The sequence below is a fragment of the Pelosinus baikalensis genome (genome assembly GCF_020819555.1).
Lineage (GTDB): Bacteria > Bacillota > Negativicutes > DSM-13327 > DSM-13327 > Pelosinus > Pelosinus baikalensis.
In genome coordinates, this window is the sequence record NZ_JAJHJB010000009.1 from 85,206 (window position 1) to 102,919 (window position 17,714).

Annotated in this window: 20 protein-coding genes and 1 pseudogene; 4 read left to right on the top strand and 17 right to left on the bottom strand. The window is 38.3% G+C overall.

Annotated features, from left to right (window positions below):
* Positions 1–189: 189 nt before the first annotated feature.
* The 6 genes from LMF89_RS08795 to LMF89_RS08820 form a co-directional block, all read right to left on the bottom strand.
* On the bottom strand, positions 190–822 hold the full coding sequence (locus LMF89_RS08795; protein ID WP_229534774.1) for a lactate utilization protein: 633 nt from the start codon (positions 820–822) through the stop codon (positions 190–192).
* A 347-nt stretch (positions 823–1,169) separates the two neighbouring features.
* Positions 1,170–2,615, bottom strand: a complete 1,446-nt coding sequence (locus LMF89_RS08800) for a DHA2 family efflux MFS transporter permease subunit (RefSeq protein ID WP_229534718.1) — start codon at positions 2,613–2,615, stop codon at positions 1,170–1,172.
* Positions 2,602–3,060: a MarR family winged helix-turn-helix transcriptional regulator gene (locus LMF89_RS08805; RefSeq protein ID WP_229534719.1), complete on the bottom strand. Its 459-nt coding sequence runs from the start codon at positions 3,058–3,060 to the stop codon at positions 2,602–2,604. The genes LMF89_RS08800 and LMF89_RS08805 overlap by 14 nt, the downstream gene beginning before the upstream one ends.
* A gap of 399 nt (positions 3,061–3,459) precedes the next feature.
* Positions 3,460–3,948: a GNAT family N-acetyltransferase gene (locus LMF89_RS08810; RefSeq protein ID WP_229534720.1), complete on the bottom strand. Its 489-nt coding sequence runs from the start codon at positions 3,946–3,948 to the stop codon at positions 3,460–3,462.
* Between the two features lie 214 nt (positions 3,949–4,162).
* Positions 4,163–5,482 carry an MATE family efflux transporter gene (locus LMF89_RS08815; RefSeq protein WP_229534721.1) on the bottom strand — a complete coding sequence of 440 codons (1,320 nt, stop codon included), beginning with the start codon at positions 5,480–5,482 and terminating at the stop codon, positions 4,163–4,165.
* Between the two features lie 52 nt (positions 5,483–5,534).
* A complete protein-coding gene (locus LMF89_RS08820; protein WP_229534722.1) occupies positions 5,535–6,881 on the bottom strand; it encodes an aminotransferase-like domain-containing protein in 1,347 nt (448 codons plus the stop codon).
* A gap of 210 nt (positions 6,882–7,091) precedes the next feature.
* Between LMF89_RS08820 and LMF89_RS08825 the strand changes: the two genes are divergently transcribed.
* Positions 7,092–8,009: a DMT family transporter gene (locus LMF89_RS08825; RefSeq protein WP_229534723.1), complete on the top strand. Its 918-nt coding sequence runs from the start codon at positions 7,092–7,094 to the stop codon at positions 8,007–8,009.
* 84 nt (positions 8,010–8,093) lie between these two features.
* On the opposite strand, the gene LMF89_RS08830 is transcribed toward LMF89_RS08825, so the two are convergent.
* Entirely contained in the window at positions 8,094–8,825 is a 732-nt protein-coding gene (locus LMF89_RS08830) for an AAA family ATPase (RefSeq protein WP_229534724.1), read from the bottom strand.
* 488 nt (positions 8,826–9,313) lie between these two features.
* Here LMF89_RS08830 and LMF89_RS08835 point away from each other — a divergent pair, with 488 nt between their 5' ends.
* Positions 9,314–9,625, top strand: a complete 312-nt coding sequence (locus tag LMF89_RS08835) for a hypothetical protein (protein ID WP_229534725.1) — start codon at positions 9,314–9,316, stop codon at positions 9,623–9,625.
* A complete protein-coding gene (locus LMF89_RS08840) occupies positions 9,612–9,761 on the top strand; it encodes a DMT family transporter (RefSeq protein WP_229534726.1) in 150 nt (49 codons plus the stop codon). Before LMF89_RS08835 ends, LMF89_RS08840 begins: the two co-directional genes overlap by 14 nt.
* Before the next feature lie 36 nt (positions 9,762–9,797).
* On the opposite strand, the pseudogene LMF89_RS08845 reads toward LMF89_RS08840, so the two are convergent.
* The 9 genes and pseudogenes from LMF89_RS08845 to LMF89_RS08885 form a co-directional block, all read right to left on the bottom strand.
* A pseudogene (locus LMF89_RS08845) lies at positions 9,798–10,061 on the bottom strand (carbohydrate kinase family protein); the annotation flags it as partial.
* A gap of 87 nt (positions 10,062–10,148) precedes the next feature.
* The gene (locus LMF89_RS08850; protein ID WP_229534727.1) at positions 10,149–10,715 is read right to left on the bottom strand and encodes a P-loop nucleotide/nucleoside kinase family protein; all 567 of its coding nucleotides are present in this window, start codon (positions 10,713–10,715) and stop codon (positions 10,149–10,151) included.
* Between the two features lie 80 nt (positions 10,716–10,795).
* Positions 10,796–11,449 (bottom strand): bifunctional 4-hydroxy-2-oxoglutarate aldolase/2-dehydro-3-deoxy-phosphogluconate aldolase, encoded by a 654-nt coding sequence (locus LMF89_RS08855; RefSeq protein ID WP_229534728.1) that lies wholly within the window; start codon positions 11,447–11,449, stop codon positions 10,796–10,798.
* Positions 11,450–11,468: 19 nt separating this feature from the next.
* Positions 11,469–12,479: a LacI family DNA-binding transcriptional regulator gene (locus LMF89_RS08860; RefSeq protein WP_229534729.1), complete on the bottom strand. Its 1,011-nt coding sequence runs from the start codon at positions 12,477–12,479 to the stop codon at positions 11,469–11,471.
* 819 nt (positions 12,480–13,298) lie between these two features.
* Positions 13,299–14,792, bottom strand: coding sequence for a cbb3-type cytochrome c oxidase subunit I (locus LMF89_RS08865; RefSeq protein WP_229534730.1), 1,494 nt, complete (start codon positions 14,790–14,792; stop codon positions 13,299–13,301).
* Positions 14,793–14,811: 19 nt separating this feature from the next.
* Entirely contained in the window at positions 14,812–15,222 is a 411-nt protein-coding gene (locus LMF89_RS08870) for a c-type cytochrome (RefSeq protein WP_229534731.1), read from the bottom strand.
* 156 nt (positions 15,223–15,378) lie between these two features.
* Positions 15,379–15,840, bottom strand: a complete 462-nt coding sequence (locus tag LMF89_RS08875) for a pyridoxamine 5'-phosphate oxidase family protein (RefSeq protein WP_229534732.1) — start codon at positions 15,838–15,840, stop codon at positions 15,379–15,381.
* 50 nt (positions 15,841–15,890) lie between these two features.
* Complete coding sequence (locus LMF89_RS08880) at positions 15,891–16,205, bottom strand: cupin domain-containing protein (RefSeq protein WP_229534733.1); 315 nt, start codon at positions 16,203–16,205, stop codon at positions 15,891–15,893.
* A 49-nt stretch (positions 16,206–16,254) separates the two neighbouring features.
* Positions 16,255–16,482, bottom strand: coding sequence for a DUF2798 domain-containing protein (locus LMF89_RS08885; RefSeq protein ID WP_229534734.1), 228 nt, complete (start codon positions 16,480–16,482; stop codon positions 16,255–16,257).
* A gap of 166 nt (positions 16,483–16,648) precedes the next feature.
* On the opposite strand from LMF89_RS08885, the gene LMF89_RS08890 reads away from it, so the two are divergent.
* On the top strand, positions 16,649–16,993 hold the full coding sequence (locus LMF89_RS08890) for a winged helix-turn-helix transcriptional regulator (protein WP_229534735.1): 345 nt from the start codon (positions 16,649–16,651) through the stop codon (positions 16,991–16,993).
* Positions 16,994–17,529: 536 nt separating this feature from the next.
* On the opposite strand, the gene LMF89_RS08895 is transcribed toward LMF89_RS08890, so the two are convergent.
* Positions 17,530–17,700 carry a hypothetical protein gene (locus LMF89_RS08895; RefSeq protein WP_229534736.1) on the bottom strand — a complete coding sequence of 57 codons (171 nt, stop codon included), beginning with the start codon at positions 17,698–17,700 and terminating at the stop codon, positions 17,530–17,532.
* Between the last annotated feature and the right edge of the window lie 14 nt (positions 17,701–17,714).

The following is a 17,714-nucleotide window of genomic DNA, read 5'->3' on the forward strand; positions in this document are numbered from 1 at the left end:
GAAGAATGATAGGTCAATACGTAATTTCCAGGAAATAATCAGAATTGACAGTTTGAAAATCTACTTTTTTCGTTTGGAATCGTTAGTTTTAAAGAAGTGCCACTCTATCCCGATAGGGTGGCACTTCTTGCTTCTACTAGAATTCTTATAGTTAAGATAATTTGCCTCCTGCTTCCTCCTTAGACATTATCAATATCCAGCACTTTCTCCTACAACGACTACCGTTATATCTGTCACCATCGGTTTTTTTCTCATTACCGAGTATACTCTGCAAATTCTAGTTTTAGCTTGACAGTTCATACAGGAGCCTGTTCTCGTACAGGGATTTGGCATGTCAAGCCTTTTATTATTCATGGGTGCAGCGATACTTTCTAATCTTTCAAAAGCAGCTTTTTCATCTCTGCATATTTTATCTGTGCTAACGACTATCACTACTTTTTTAGGACCAAAAGTCATTGCACTTACCCGATTTCCCATTCCGTCTATATTGACTAGCAAACCATCTAAGGTAATTGCATTGCTGCTGCATAAGAATAAGTCACTTACCAATTCTTCTCGTGCAGTAGCGATCCTCTCTTCCACAGTCAGACCTGCTGCACCATGATCAATCACCTTTCCGCCAGCAGCCTTCACTTGATCTTGAATTGCCATGCTGTCGATTGTCATTGATCCACCAAACCCTACTGTAGTTCCCGGTTTTACATGCTCCATAATAAAAGCCGCTGCCTCTTTTGTCGTCGCAAAATATACGGCGTCGAATTCATTTTTGGTTAAAGCATCCACCGCCTTATTCCCGATTGTTTCGTTATGCCAATTTTTCACTGCCAATTCCGATTCCCCCTAAAATTAGTTTATTGCTGAGTGATTTTATTTTCTCTTTAAATATACTCTTACATTTATAATAATAGATACTAAAGTTTAAATCAGCAAGTAGGCACTTAATTGTTTTATAGTATCCAATTTTATACCAAAGTATCATTCCTAATATATTCCATAATGGTACATATTTCTCCCTAATCGGTTGCAATATTTTTACTTCCCACCACGTTGTGTAAAACTGCTATGAAAGCGAAAAAAGCTTTACGAAAACCTCGTAAAGCTAAGAATAGACATAACGTAAAACAAATATATCGTTTTTTCAAGTGAAACACCATCCTTTCATTCTTGTACTAGGTACAAATCGTATTTCTTCGCACAAACAATGCCAATATCAAACCAATAACAGACAGAATCAGAAAAACCATGAAATTCTGCTGGGTTCCAAAGGCAATCGACTGAGCGATACCATCTGTCGTCATATTGGAAAACTCTTGGGAGTATTTTACACTGTTCATCGTTAAAATACTTGAGGCAAGTGCGGTTCCCACTGCGCCGGCCACTTGCTGCAATGTACCTATAATGGCAGCTCCATCTGCATAGTATTGCTGGGGAAGCTGATTGAGACTATTGGTCTGCGCCGGCATTGCCAGCATAGAAGCGCCAAGCATGAAAACGGTATAGATAATGGTTAATTCGACGAAGCTAATCGACACAAGTGAAAAAAGAAGCAGGGTAATACTAAGCAGCAAAAACCCTGTAGTAAGTAAAAGCCTAGGACCATGTGTATCGTAAAACTTGCCGGTAACCGGAGACATGATTCCATTTACGACCGCACCGGGCAACATTGCCAACGCTGCTGCGATGCTGGAATATCCTAATGATTTTTGTATATACAATGGCAGCACAAAGCCTGCCGCTAAGACACTCATCATACTGATCATGACAATACATGCACCTATGGTAAACATGGAATTGGAAAATACACGCACCTGAATCAACGGCTTAGCCAATCGTAGCTGCCTATACGCAAATGCAGCCAGACTAAACCCTCCCATCATAATATAGCCAAATACGGCAGGACTGCTCCAGCCTAAGTCAGCGGATATACTCACTCCATAGACAATACCCACAAAAGCAATGGTGGACAAAAGAACAGATAGAAAATCAACCGCTATTCTTTCTTTCGAATGAATGTCAGGAATATAGTTGCTGCCCATCATAAAGGAGACCACAAGTATTGGCAGCATACTGATAAAAATCCAATGCCAGTTTATCCATTCAATAACGAACCCGCCAAAAGTAGGACCCAATGCAGGTGCAAAACTAGTGACAAGCCCAACGATTCCCATACATTTGCCTCGCTTAGCAATCGGAATTTTTTCTAAAATGATGTTCATCATTAATGGGAAAGAAATACTGGTTCCTATTGCCTGAACAATTCTTCCGAGGAACAGCATTTCAAAATTCAGTGTAAAGGCGCAAAGAAGTGTTCCAAATGTAAAAATGGTGACTGCTGCCTGAAATAATGCTTTTGTCCGAAAATGCTTCACAAATAGTGGAGAAAGCGGCAGCAGGATGGATAACGTTAGCAGATACCCTGTGGTTAGCCATTGAATGACAACTGCTGATACGCCAAATTCATTCATTAACAAAGCATAGGCAATATTTAATGCTGTTTCTGAGAGAATGCCAATAAAGGTAACAATCGCAATGGATACAACAGCGATCATTGTATTACGTTCAGACACATGAGATTGTGTTGGCATCTCAATATCTTTACTTTTACAATTCATCATTTTTTCTAGATACCTCTTTCATAGACTGATAGATGAATTCTACAGTCTCTATCATTGACAGATATTTTCCTTGCTCCATTTCTGAAAAATATTCCGCCAGCTTTGCATGATAATCTAAAACATACTTTTGTACACATTCTTTACCAAAGGAGGTAGGTTCCACCAGTACAATTCTTTTATCATCATCAGCCACTGTTTTTTTCACCGTTCCTATATCAACCAATTCGTTTATCAGCTTTGTAATGCTAGGCTTGGTAATCTGCATAGCTGTACTTACATCGGTGACCCGAACGCTCCCGTTTTGATTGTACTTTTTATAAATCACATCCAGTACGCGAATATGACTAGGTTTCATATCCTTAGGTAGTTCTGGCATACACTCTAGTGCTTTTTTCGCAAGCCACAACGCTTCTAATATTGGAATGACCATATCATCCTTACCCATGCTATCCCTCTTTTCCTAATACTATAATAGTTACTTATAGTAATTATTATATATAACTAAAGGCAATTTATCAAGTACTTATTGCGATATCGGGCCTTTGTGGTTCATACATCTTATTATTTTTCTTCAAAAAAAATAAGCAACCTCCCATCCAGTAAAGGACAGAAAGTTACCTTTTTAAATGCGAGCCTGACCGCTTCGACGCATTAGTCATACTCCAAACTGCAAATGCATCTATTAACTTACGAATTAATAAGGCTTGAGTCTATTCCGGTGAATTAGAATGGGAAACAACCGTTTTCTTCTGAATGAACAGTGCTATGATGCCACCAAGGTTATCTTCACAATAAGACTTTCATTAAGGGTGAAGGCATCTGTATAACATCCACTAGTAATTATTTAAAGCCCCGTCTTATAAAATTTTGTATCCACTTTCATAATCGGAAATGCATCTGGCAATACCTCTTTTGCTACTTGAACAAAATTATTTTTTTCATAAAAACGATGTGCAGCTACGAATTTCTCGGTGGTTCCCAGGTATATTTCACGTATGTTATGCTCACTAGCCCATGACGTTAACTGTAATAGCAGCAGCTTGGCTATGTTATGCCCTTTTCCTCGATAATCAGCTTTCACAAACATTTTTCTTAATGCACCTTGCTGATTTCCAATATCAATCAGCGCAATCGTTCCTACAATCTGTTGATCATAAATAGCAATCCAAAAATTCCCCCGTCCAGATTGGTAGAAGTTAGGTATGTCACTTAAATCCGGCTGATCTTCTTTGCTGATCGGAATGTTAAACTCACTTCGCTGAATGGTAAGAATTAAATCAATGACTTCATCTTGATATTCTTCAGAAAATTTCTGTACAATAACTTTTTCCAATTTATATTCACCTCTCTATAGAATGACCTCTTTACAGTTTAAATTCCCGTACTTCTTATCACGAATCGACTGAATACAGTAAGCATGCTCACTTCTCAAAGAATTCGATATTTTAATTTGGCATGCAAAGTTCATTTAAGTAGTTGATATTTCAACTACTTAAATTTTAATGCCAACTAGTTGAAATGTCAACCAGTTGGCATTAAAATAATTTTCATAAAATAATCTTATACATCAATGCTATAGACAGTAACAATGTCATCATTTCAGCAATGGGCACTGTAAGCCAAATGCCCTTAATACCAAGTAAAATCGGTAATATAAGAATTCCTACGCCAATCCATAGAATGCCTTTACTCAAAGCAATTAAGGCAGAGCTTTTGGGCTTAGAAATCGCAGTAAAGTAACCTGATGCAACGATATTGAAACCATTTACGAGAAATGCAAATGCATACAGTCGCGCACCATATACAGCAAAATTAAGAATATGTTCACTGTTAACATCTAAGAATATGGCAATAATCTCTCTAGCAAAGATGGAAATCACAGCAAAAAATCCTACACCAATCGTTAATGCCGACAAGGCGGCAAGCTTCACTGTCTTTTTTACCCGCTCCATTTCACCGCTGCCATAATTATAACTAATGATCGCGCCGACACCGTCTGATAATCCGATCAGTACATTATTGCCAATAAAGGACAGATAACTAATGGCTGTAAAGGCGGCTACACCGACCTCGCCGACATAGCGCATAAGCGTAATATTAAATAGAAAGGTGGTAACACCAGTTCCAATCTCCGATAGCCCTTCGGCTGACCCATTATAAATGATCGTAGCGGCTGATGTTTTCTTAAAGCTGCCTTTGCACAGCTTCAACGTAGTTCTTCCCGTTATAAAAGGAAATATCGCTAATAAAAATGCGATACTATAGCCTAGTCCTGTCGCAAAAGCAGCGCCTTTAATCCCTAAGGCCAGCTGTACAATGAATAAATAATTAAACAGCATATGGCTTGTAACAGAAATAACTAAAATCACCATTGCATATATGGGTTTTCCCATGACTTTTAATACATAATCCAAAACAAACATAACCCCGAAAAAAGGCAGAAATAAACCGATATAACTAATATAGGTTGTTACCATAGGCATTAATTGCTCATTTGCCCCCAAGAAACCGGCGATCTGTGTTGTAGCTCCAATAGCCATTATGGATAACAAGAGTGACACCCCCACGATTAAAATAAGCGCTGTTTTGAAGGTATCATTCGCCTCTTTTATATTGCCCTGTCCTAACATTTGACCAATATGACTCTGCGTCCCAATCCCGATTATCACACCAACGGCAAGCATTAAACTCGAAAATGGCATAGCAATATTTACACTTGCTAACGCATTGGCCCCAATATAATTACCGACGAAGAAACCATCCACAATTGTATTGAGCCCTAAAAATAGCATCCCCGAAATCGTAGGAATACTGTATTTTAGAAATAATGTAGTAATTTTTTCTTTTCCTAATATGCTTTCACCCATATTATCACCCCTTATAAGAGGATAAACCTTAGAGTTACTCCAATGTCAAGAATTATCGATTGTTCTGACGCTTCACTTCTTCAACAATCGTCTTAACTCCCTCATCGATTTGCTCCAGCTGCGCTCGTGAAATGCTGATCCGTAAAAACTTCTCCTGCTTCAGGTAATCAGACAAATAAAATCCTTTTCCAGGTACGACGCTAACATTCCTGGCCGCAAGCCGCTTCATAAGACCATCTATATTCACTTTTTCCGGCAGTTTAAACTGCATATAGACGCCAGAACTGCCCTTCGACACTTCTAGCAATTCGTCCTTAATATTATACCGTTCTACTGCCTCATTCAACGCATGAATTCGCGCTGTATACAAGCTGCCTATTTTGTGTTTATGATGCTCGTACATGCCATTTTTGATATATACTTCAAGCGCCGCCTGAGACAAAAGTGAGGTATCCGCGTATCTTTTGTAAGCAAGGAAGGTTTTTAGCAGCCCTTCCGGCAAAACGGCCACTCCCAGCCTCAATCCTGGAAAAATGATTTTTGAGAAGCTTTTCAGGTAAACAACATGAGAGGTCTGGTCGTAGGCGAAAATCGGTTCAAAATCTTGTTCTGCTCCCAAATCCGCCATATAATCATCTTCCACAATATACACATCATATTTATCAGCCAACTTGGCAATCGCCTTTCTTTCCTCCCTAGTATAAGAGGTACCCAAGGGATTGTGGTATCGCGGCATGGTGTAAAAAAATTTAATCTTGCCATTTTTGAATTTCTCCTCTAATTCTTGCAAATCAATCCCCTGTGCCCTACGAGTAATCCCACAAACACGTACTCCTTCCGCTTCCAAAAAACGTAAATAAAGATCGTAGCTGGGTTGTTCAACTAAAACCACCATTTTCTCGTTGGGAAACGGCATCTTCGCCAAAATTTCCAATGCCTGCTGGACACCAGAAGTAACAATGATCTGTTCCCTTTTTGCAAACACTTGGGCATTAGCCAAATGAGATACAATCGTTTGCCGCAATGTCTCCAGCCCTTGGGAATCACCGTAGGTAAACAAGTGATACTTGTATTTGTCGATCGCTTTATTCAAGCAATGCTGGAAATCCAAATACGGGAATACATTTAAATCCGGCGAGGCTGAAGCAAAATCGATGGTTCCTCCCTTGGTACTATTATGTAAATCTCCAGGCTTAGCAACAACGTAAAAGCCACTTTGTGGAATTGAATAAATAGCATGACGCTTTTCCAGCTCTACATATGTCCGCATAATTGTGCTAATACTACACCTATACAACTCTGCAGCGCTGCGAAGAGATGGCAGCCTTTGACCAGAACGATACTGCCCTCCTCTGATTTTATCCTCGATATCGGATAGGATCGAAAAATATTTTTTCACACCACTTTCCCCCTGCTTAGAATCCTCGGAAATCAATATGGCATTTGCGTTGTAATCAATCTTTTTGGTATTCTTTATTATACCTCAGGAAACTGTTACGATACAGTTTCACTAAAAAAGCATTGTTAGAATCAGCATTTTATAATACCGTTAAGATAACGGGTGAGACATTCGCCACTACTCCCCGATTGTTTAGGAAGGTGATATACAATGAAGCAAAAAGAACTACGACTTGCTTATTTATTTGCCGTACTTAATGCGGTGATTATTGGGTTTTCATTTTTATTTACCAAGATAGCCCTCGAATATGCACATCCCCTCGACACGCTGACCTACCGCTTTGCTGCCTCTTTTTTCGTCATGTCAGTTCCAGTTGTCTTCGGTTGGGTCAAAATTACGTACCGCGGCAAACCCTTGTATAAAGCACTACTGCTAGCAGCTATTTATCCCCTGGGATTCTTCATGTTTCAATCCTTCGGACTGCAGCATGCTACCTCTGCCGAAGGAGGCATTATGTACGCATTCACACCAGTCGTGACAATGGTATTCGCCTCTATATTTTTGAAGGAAGCAACAACTCTCTTGCAGAAGCTATCCATCTTCCTGTCAGTGTTCGGCGTTATATTTATCTTTATTCTGACGGGAAGCAGCATCGATTTGTCGAACCTGATGGGGCTCTTCCTATTGTTCTTAACATGCGTAACTTTTGCCGGTTACAGCGTCTTGGCCCGTTCTCTTTCGAAGCATTTTAGCCCAGCAGAACTTTCCTATTTTATGCTGGCAATTGGCTTTGTCGCTTTTGGAGCGGTTTCTCTCGCCCACCATGGAATGGCCGGGACATTGGATCTCTTTTTTGCTCCTCTTGCCAGCGGTACTTTTATCACCTCTATCCTCTATCTGGGCATCCTGTCTTCCCTCGTCACAGCATTGACAGCAAACTATATCTTATCCAAAATAGAAGCTTCAAAAATGAGTGTATTCACCAATCTATCAACAGTTGTCTCCATTGCCGCCGGGTCACTATTTCTCGGTGAAAAAGTGACCATCTATCATCTGATCGGCTCGCTGATGATTATAACCGGGGTTATTGGAGCGAATCATTTTGGACAGAAAAAGACGGTGGAATAAGTCAATCCCCATGCTATACAAGCTAGCATGGGGATTTCGCCTTACGATCTTAGGCAACAAATTAGTATTACGCTATTACTTCAATCATTCCATCAGTACGTCTAACATTTTTTTACGATTATTTATAAATTCTTTCATTACGATATAATGCTCTGTTTCTTCGTATGCAATCGCTTCAATCCTATTATTTGCTATTTGTAAAATTGTTGCACCCGGGTATCCCATTATGATAGGCGAATGAGTTGCAATAATGAATTGCGATTGTTGATCCGCCAAGTCATACATTCTTAAAATCATTGCCATTTGCCTCATGGGAGATAAGGCGGCTTCTGGCTCATCTAATAGGTATAGTCCTTTACCCTTAAATTTATTCATGAAAGTCGCAAAGAAAGCTTCTCCATGAGACTGCTCATGCAATGACTTTCCTCCATAGAAATGACTCACTTGAAGCTCATCAATTTGCGTTGCCAGATTATAAAAGGTTTCTGCACGTAAGAAAAATTCATTCTTAGGTTTTCTTATACCTCGAATTAAACGAATGCATTCATGTAACTGAGAATGGGAATTTCTCGTAGAAAAATTAAAGTTGCGAGTTCCGCCCTCAGGATTAAATCCCCAGGCAATCGCAATTGCCTCTAGCAGTGTAGATTTTCCCGTACCGTTTTCCCCCACAATAAATGTCACCTGTGGGTGAAACTCCAACTCATCTAAATCACGAAAAATTGGCAAGGAAAAGGGATACTGATCGAAGCTTTCTACTTGATCTCGCAATAATTTTATGGAACGCAAATAATGTTCTGTGCTTAATTCATCCATACGATTCTCCTACTAATTCATTGATTACTTAACTACTATATTACTGCAGCGAGCTGCCAAAATACAACTACATTTAATATCAAACATACCCTAGTACCTCATCTGCATTAAAAATCCTCGCTAAATTATCTATAGTTTTAAAGCAGATGAGGTACTAGAGACTTGGTGATGTCATCGAATCATCACGGGTGTACCAACCCTGACCATTGCAAATAATTCTTCAACATGATGGTTATGCATGCGAACACTATAGTCGTCCTCCATATAACAATTCTTATCATGAACCATTATATGCTTGGACAAGTATTTCTGGTATTTTTTAAGAATGATCGTTCTTAATACTTTTGGCACTATTTTCTCGAAGACGATCTACTATTAATGGGAGTGATAGCGATAAAAATGGCTATAATAATAGTAGATAATATCATCTTCGGATAATGTTGTTGATGACAAAATAATAATAATAATAATAATAGGGGTGAAGAACTATGCCTGTAATGAATCGTATTATATGTCCAAGCTGTAATGATGACCATCTTGTATTAAAATATGTAGCTACATATGAATATTCATATATGCTAGATTCAGATGCTCCTGGGCTTAAAAATACGAATGAGCTTCTTCCCCATATGTATGATAAACGTGAACAAAAAGATACGCAGCAGTATATAGAATGCAGAACCTGTGGTATCAGCTATCCCTGCTATTTTGATAGATGGAGTGAGAGAATGAATAAGAAAGCGATCCAAGACGCTGTCAACTCAGCCTACTTGGCAAAGCAGCATCTTGATAACGCCTAATACCCCCATTGACAAGCTCAGTGTTGTTTTAGCAACAATCATTGCCGTGGCATTTCTCGAAGAAAAGATAAGTTTATTAAATGGATTTGGCGTAGCGCTCATCGCAATTGGGGCTACATTAGTTGCTATCGGTTAATCTAAGAATTATTATTGCTCTTAGTTATAAAACCAGCTAGCGGTCTACAACTGGGTGTTTACGGATAAAATTATCGAGTTCTTCCTGCGTTGGATATCCTTCTATATCAACAAGGACGGTTACCGCTAGCCCTCCTACAGCATTAGCGATCTCTCCAGATTTATAATCATTCAAACCTCGAAGCTGCCCAACCAAAAAACCAGCTACAAACCCATCTCCTGCTCCGATAGAATCAACACACCTCATCTCAAAGGCTGGTATATCTTGAATACCTTGGGTTGAATAAATCCGACACCCTTTGTCGCCATTTTTGAATTACTAGTTGATTTTACGATCGGACTAGTCTCCATAAATCCTACAACTCCTAAATTTTAGTAAATCTTGGGATTAGACTGTAAATAGGTATTGAATATCTTGGGTGCTGATCGATGCGTTGTTATTGTTAAATTGGACTATTTTTATGTTTTCCCACAAACATTGTTTTTCTTGTACTGATTTTATGTAAACGTCCCAATTATCCAGTTTCCATTGGTCTCTGTCGACAGATCTTTCTATCATTCTAGACTTCAATATAGGAAAGTCAACATGGACTTGAAGCACAATGGCCGTCACATTCTTCCAATCATAGGTTTCTTTTAGCTGCTCAACATAACGAACATTTGAAAAATAGCTAATAAACGGTGCATCAAGAACAACTGATTTTCCAATTTGAATGTTATCATTTGCAATATCTAATAGTGTTTTATATTCTAGATCCATTATAACATCGCTGTAGAACGCACACTCCCGATCATTAGGGGAATGCCCTTTTAGTTCTAGCAACTGTTTTGTAAATGTATTGCAAACAACATCTTTATCTAAGTAACAGAAATTGAATTGCGATGCTATAATCTTTCCAATAGTAGATTTCCCTGATGCAGGCAAACCTATAAGAAATAATATAGTTGGTTTCAAAAGAAGCTTCTCCTCAGATTTAATATTTATAGGACCAGGTTTTATTTCTTACTCCAATACGCCAATCTGTTCAAACTTGATTAATACTCCATTACTACTTTTGAAAATCCTTTTGCCCGTTCTGTAAATGTTTCAAACTCTCCTGTGGTGATAAGTTTTCGATCTGTAAGTCTTCCACCTATCCCGGCACCTGCAAAACCAAGTTTTAAGTACTCTGGAAGTATTTCTTCCGTAACTCCTCCTGTAGCAATAAGCTTCACATGGCTGATAGGAGCCATAATGTTTTTTATGTAGTCAAATCCAAGGTTTCCTGCTGGGAACAGTTTTACAAAATCCGCTCCTGTGTTATGAGCTGTTAAGATTTCTGATGGTGTCATTGCTCCAGGAATTGAAACAAGTCCTAATTCCTTTGTGTACTTTATAATCTCAACATCAACATTTGGAGAAATAATGTAACTTCCTCCTGCATCTTTTGTCGCTCTTACCTGTTCTTTTGTAAGAACTGTTCCTGCACCGATTTTCATAGAGCTTCCGAAATTTTCAACTAACATGCGGATCGCCTCAGCTGTCTTATTAATGCAGTCCGGATCACTTTGGTCAAAGGTCACTTCGACCATGTTAATTCCACCTTGATGCAAAGCCCTAACTAAATTAAGCAAATCCTGTCCGTAAAGTCTACGACATATCGTAATTACCTTATGTTTTTGAATAAAATCTACAATTTCTATACTCATTTCCTATTCCTCCTCATATTTATATTAACTTTTTTGTTGTACCCCTATGAATCATTTCTAATTCAAATTTTTTATGCCTTACAAGATTGTTTGGATCAAGATTTTCTTGAACTAATAGCTCCATCGCACTATATGCCATTTCCTCTACCGGCAAATTTACTGTTGATAATTTAGGAATCGTAAAATTTGAAAAGCTTTGATTGTCAAAACCAAAAACCTCACATTCATCCGGTACACGAATGCCGCGGTCATGTAAAGCTGAAAGAGCCCCCATAGCAGTTTGATCACATACACAAATCAATCCTGTTGGTACATCACCAGCCTCGATAAGCTTAGCAACTGCATCATATCCACTCTCTTCTGTAAAGGAGCAGTGTCTTATGAGATATTCCTTTCCATCCAGCGCTTCAATTAAACCCGCAAGTTTTTGATCCAATGCTTGCGATGAAAGATTTGATGCCAAAATAACGATTCGTCGATGCTTATTTTCAATAAAATGCTCTGCTACTTTTTTGGCTGTCTCAAAATAACTCGCCCAAACATATGGATAGGTTGGAGAGGTTCTACTAAAAAGCACAATCGGAACACTTGGCGGAACTTTATGAATATACGCCTCGTCTTCTACTGACGCATTCGCCAAAATTGCACCATTAAATAGGTTTGGGTCATATAATTCTTTTACACCTTGAATACCATTTTCGTTCATCGTCTTTACTAGAAGGTTGATTGTAATCGTTTCAAGGGAAGAAGTAAAATGATGAATCCCGGTTAAAATTCTTCCAATCAACCCAACACGCGCATCGATAGGCCACAAAACAGCTAATGTCAAACTTGTATTTCCACTCTCACTTTGGCGCAAATTGCGCGCAGACATATTGGGCACATACCCTAACGAAAGAGAAGTTTCACGTACCCTTCGAATGGTGTCTTCAGAAAACCGAATTGCTCCTTCTTTTTGGTTAAGAATCAGCGAAGCCGTGGTAATCGACACATTTGCCGCTTTAGCGATACTTTTAAGGGTGATTGCCATAAAAATCTCCTTTTCTGTTTCCTTTTAAATAGCTTAATTAAATATACTAACGCAATACTGCCCATGAAATGCTCAAACCCACACGTTAAAGATTAGCATTAACATTTTAGCATAATACGTCAGCATAGGCTATATCATCACGATTCGTGTATATATCCTTATTGGTAAAGCTATTTAAATAGTATGCACCTCCCCATTCGTTAAAAGGTTTCACGTTAAACGTTTTACTAATACAATATATCATCACCATTCCATAAATTCAATCCTTTTTTGTAAATTCATTCTATTTTGATAAATCCATTCTTTTCTTTACAGTATCACAGCAGTATGCGCAGAGAAAACTGAGAAAAGATAATTAGGGTTAAAAAACTCTGTGCTTTTGTGGTTCATAAATTCTATAAAAAAAGAGCCCTCAGGCTCTTATTGATCGATTTAGTATTTTTCGAGTGCCCCACGAACAAAATTTAAGACAGAGCATTTCGAAGTATTTTTATTTTCATTAGGATGCTCAGAACCGCTTATTACAAGGCCACATTGAGGACAGCGGGTAAAAAATTTTTTATCCATCATTCCAACGGGCGTAATGTCCACCTTCTCAAACATAGTACTACCACAATAGCACTTGTTCTTGCCCAATTTACCACCTTCTTTATCTTTTTTTTCATGGTATCATGACCACGCCTTCATTGCAAAATCCCTATTGCTCCAAATATACCGTGACAATCAACTATAGCTTATCCTATCTGCTTTTCCCTCGTTTTATGTCTAATATTAGCAGTATATGCATTCTGTTCCTTCCATACTCCTCTTCCTTCTCTTTTATTTTTCTTTATTAAAAAAAAGCAGACTCTGGTATAGAACCTGAATTCTCTTAAGCAGCGGCTCTATTTTTTTTTCCTCTTGCAGTAAATCTCCCACCAATCTATGCATACGATGTAAATCATCACAATTTATCACAGAAAGACGCCCTTCACTTTGAAAGATTACTTGTATCTTGGGCCATATGCTTTTTATGACAACGAAGGTTAACGTTAAACTCCCTATGGCGTATAAAAAACCGCCAAATGCCCTAATAAAAAGATATGGTCTAATGAATTCGTTAGTTTCTCCAATACCGAGCCCAATCACGCGCCAGAAATAAACTTGTAGTCCGCCAGCGATTAATAACCCAATCCCCATCGTTAATAATCCGGCATTTAAAGAAATGATCGCACCCCAGCACCAGCGATACATTTCCTTGACAAGTATGATTTCTGTAAATAGGATATGAAAACAGAGCGCTAAAACTAAAAAACCAAATACACCAAATAATGCAAGATGGGAATGAGCCGATGTAATATAGGTCCCATGTACATATCGGTTTAATGGTGGATAAGCCATGAGAAACCCTAAAAATCCAGCACCAAATATATGGTAAAACATACTGGAACCGATGAGAGACAGCGTTATTTTATCCCGATTGGACAAATCAAAAATCCCCTTGAATGTCATCGATTTCACCGTCGTATACAATAATACAATCGCGGGCAGTACTTGCATTGCGCTAAAAGTGCCACCAATCCAAAGCCAATATGATGGTACCCCGATCCAATAATAATGATGCCCTGTTGCCAAAATCCCAGCTAAGATTGCGAATGTAATGTCTAAATATATGGCTGTTTCTACAGCCTGCCGCTTAACCTTTGTCACCTGAATCAGCAAGGCAGCTAATACTCCCGTACCGATAAGCTCCAAAGACATTTCTTCCCATATATGTACCACCATAAATTTAGCGATTTCATCGACTGTCGGGTGAGCATAGGATACGATATTCGGCACATAAAAAATGATTAATGTGACACTTCCTGTTACCATGCTAATTAATGTTGCCCTACTCCTAGGCATATCGGAAGCCAGATAGGTCGTAAGCAGATTAAAGCACAGTAGAATCGTACAAGCTGCCGTTGCTAGTTTCAAGGGCCAGATTGCTTCTAGATATTCTCTCCCTTCATTGAAACCGAGCAATAACGATCCTAAGATTAGGCCTAGTGTGCTAGCCAGAATCCAAAAGTTAATCGTTATTAGTTTCAAACTGTAAAATTCCCGCTCCGCCTCTTGGCAAAAAAAGAAATACATGGCGCCAATCATTCCAATCAACGGCCAATAGATACTAACATTCAAATGAAAAGCTCTTCCGGATACAAACGGAATCGGGTTACCAAGGTCGGGAAAGAGAAGATCAATTGCTCCACCCGATGCTACTAACCCTTGTAAGCCAAAAAGGAAGTAGGCAAATAAAGCATATTTATAACTCAGGTGCTGAGATCGAAACAACTTTTCTAACCCCTTTTCATTACTTTACTCCAGCTTCCTCTTTTTTAGGTCTTGGCGGCCAATCCATATTAGGAATTGATTGTAGGAAACGAAAATATGCGGTAATTTCCTCTGCTTCTTCATTACTTAAGTAAATATGCCGTTTTTTCTTTGCTCCACTAAGCAATGGAGGCTGGGTTAAATATTCTCTTAATCCATTGCTTCCAAACTTTTCATATACCTTAGTAAGATCGCCTCCGTAATATCCCCCGTTACCAAATACGGTATGACATTCAATACAAGCTCTTTTCTGAAATACCATTTTACCTTTGACTGCCTCAGAAGGTACATTTTGCAAATTATTACCTGCCATCGAGTCATATATAACAAAAAAGAATAAAGCGATGGAAAGAAATACGGTTGCTAAAAAGATTTTCAAGGGCAACTGCATTGCCGAACTCCTTACAAAACATTTCTTCTTATTATCAATTATGTTGAATGTTTCTATGCATGTTTTACTAATAAAATCCAGAAAACAACTTAATGAGTTTGCTTAAAAGCTAGAGGTGGAGGGAGTACGCTCCCTGCCACCTCTAGCTTTTCTACGTTAGCTTCGCTTCTTACCTGTAATATGTTCTACATCAATACGTATCACTGAACATTTATCTTTAAAAGCATCAATTACTTTCAGCCCTTTATCATAATATTCAGGACTAAATTTTCTCACTAATCCCTTTAGCATATTGATTTTTTCAGATCCTTCTACCAAAGTCCCTTTTCCAAAAACAATAACACTTTCATAGTTTGCAGTAAAGGAACTAGGCAGCACCTGTGTATATCCAACAACAGTAAAGCACACTTTATCATTGTAAGAAAGATTATCCAGTATATGCCCTTCCAAGTCACAATGCAGATAAATAGCATCATCTAAAATGATATAATGTAATGGCAATCCATAAGGATATCCATCTTTATCCATTGTAGAAAGCACTCCATACTCGCCTTGTCCCAACATCTCCATAGCTTCATCATGAGTTACCTGTTTGTGAATATCACGAATACTTCTCATCGTTTTACCTCCTATATGATCGAAACCTTACATCCTTTGCTATCTTACATTTAAAAAATTTTAACCTGCAGAACCACTAGATTACCTGTACTTTTATTAAAAAAGCCATGTCCTTCTCCCCGCGGAGATAAGATGATATCCTTTTCTTTGAGAGTAAATTCTTTACCGTTAATCGTGAGTACGCCTTCACCTTCAACAATATAAAAGACTTCGTCCATATCTTTATGGGTATGCTCAGGCGTACTCTGCCCAGGGGCATACAATAAAAGTCCTGTATCGAGCTTACTGCCTTCATGGGTAAGAGCTTTACGCACCGATTTTTCATTTGAAAAGTCTAATAACGAATTAACATTTATTTTTTCCATTACAAATCCTCCTAATTTTTTTCATCATCGTTTTACTGCGATTATACTTTTAGAAATCTTCCGTAATTCGTGCGATCCCTCGCTTAATAATCGGGGGAATAAATGTTGCAATGGGAACAGCTAAACTAAGAGCAATCATCCACTCTTTTATCCAATGCACGAGAAAATCTTCAGTTCCACTATTCGCAAGTGTTAAAACAGCGGAAATAATACATGATGTGAAACCTCCCATTAGAAATCCAAATACTATCGTTGTATATTTTTTATTGATCTTCATAATGCCATCCTTTCTTTTTCAACCATAATGTAATTGGCACTACGTATTGCCTACAAGTACATTTGTTACTATAATAAGAGCGAAAGTTACTTTTTGCAATAAGGCACTATTTCGTTCAATACAAACGGGATGGTAAGTATTATTGAATTTACTGGAGGCTGACACTTTGAATATTAAAGTCTGTCCTATCGAAGAAGCAATCAATTTAATAGGACATAAATGGAAAGTACTTATTATAAGAAACTTACTAACTACAGATCATCAACGCTTTGGCTGCCTTCAGAAAGGAATAAACGGAATCAGTCAAAAAATGCTTACACAACAACTTCGGCAGCTGGAGCAAGATGGACTGATTTCCCGCAAGGTCTTTGCTGAAGTTCCCCCCAAGGTTGAATATTCTTTGACTGATCTTGGAAGAAGTCTTCAGCCAATCTTAGAATCCATAAGTACTTGGGGAAAAGGATATTTAGAAACCAAAGGAACGGATTCGAAAGATTTTATTGATGACTAAATTATTATTCCTTCCAGCTATTTAATCACTAGAAGAGACATATAAAATCTTTATTAACGTCTTTAAAGCATTTAGAACGGATCGAACCACAAAGACGCAAAGTACACAAAGGGATTATTTATATTTTTGTGTTCTCTTTTGTGGTTCATAAAATCTTATATACCTACAAAACTTATACCTTCTAGTATTAGTAAAAAAGTATCAGCGTAATCATGCTGATACTTTTTTATGATGTATTTTATTGTTTATTCAGCTCAGCATGATTTGCAAAATTCAGTATCTGGGTTAAAAGACCATCGGATAAGAGTCCTTGATTTCTATGATGGTCCATCGTGGCGCCAATGCGCAGCTCCAGCTTTCCTTTTCGGATCACCAGCCATCATTGAAATATAAAACTCCTGCACTATTATAAAAAAGCAGTTCTCCCACAGGGCTTTTCTGCCGGGTTTTCCGGATCAAAGCTGCGGAGAACTGCTTTAAAAAAAAATCCTTAGCTAGCATGAAATTTGCATCACAAATATTTTGCAACATCCATCTTATAGGTAAGTACTGCGGGAATCAGTCCAGAGGATACCAAATAAAGTACCGCCAATGATGATGTATATTTCTTCAAGAGTAACTCCCGATGCCAGTACAATCGCTGTTTTACTTTCCATAACCTTCACCAATGCCAAATAGATTCCATGTCCTGTTAGTATGCCAATCACGACGCCAAGAATCG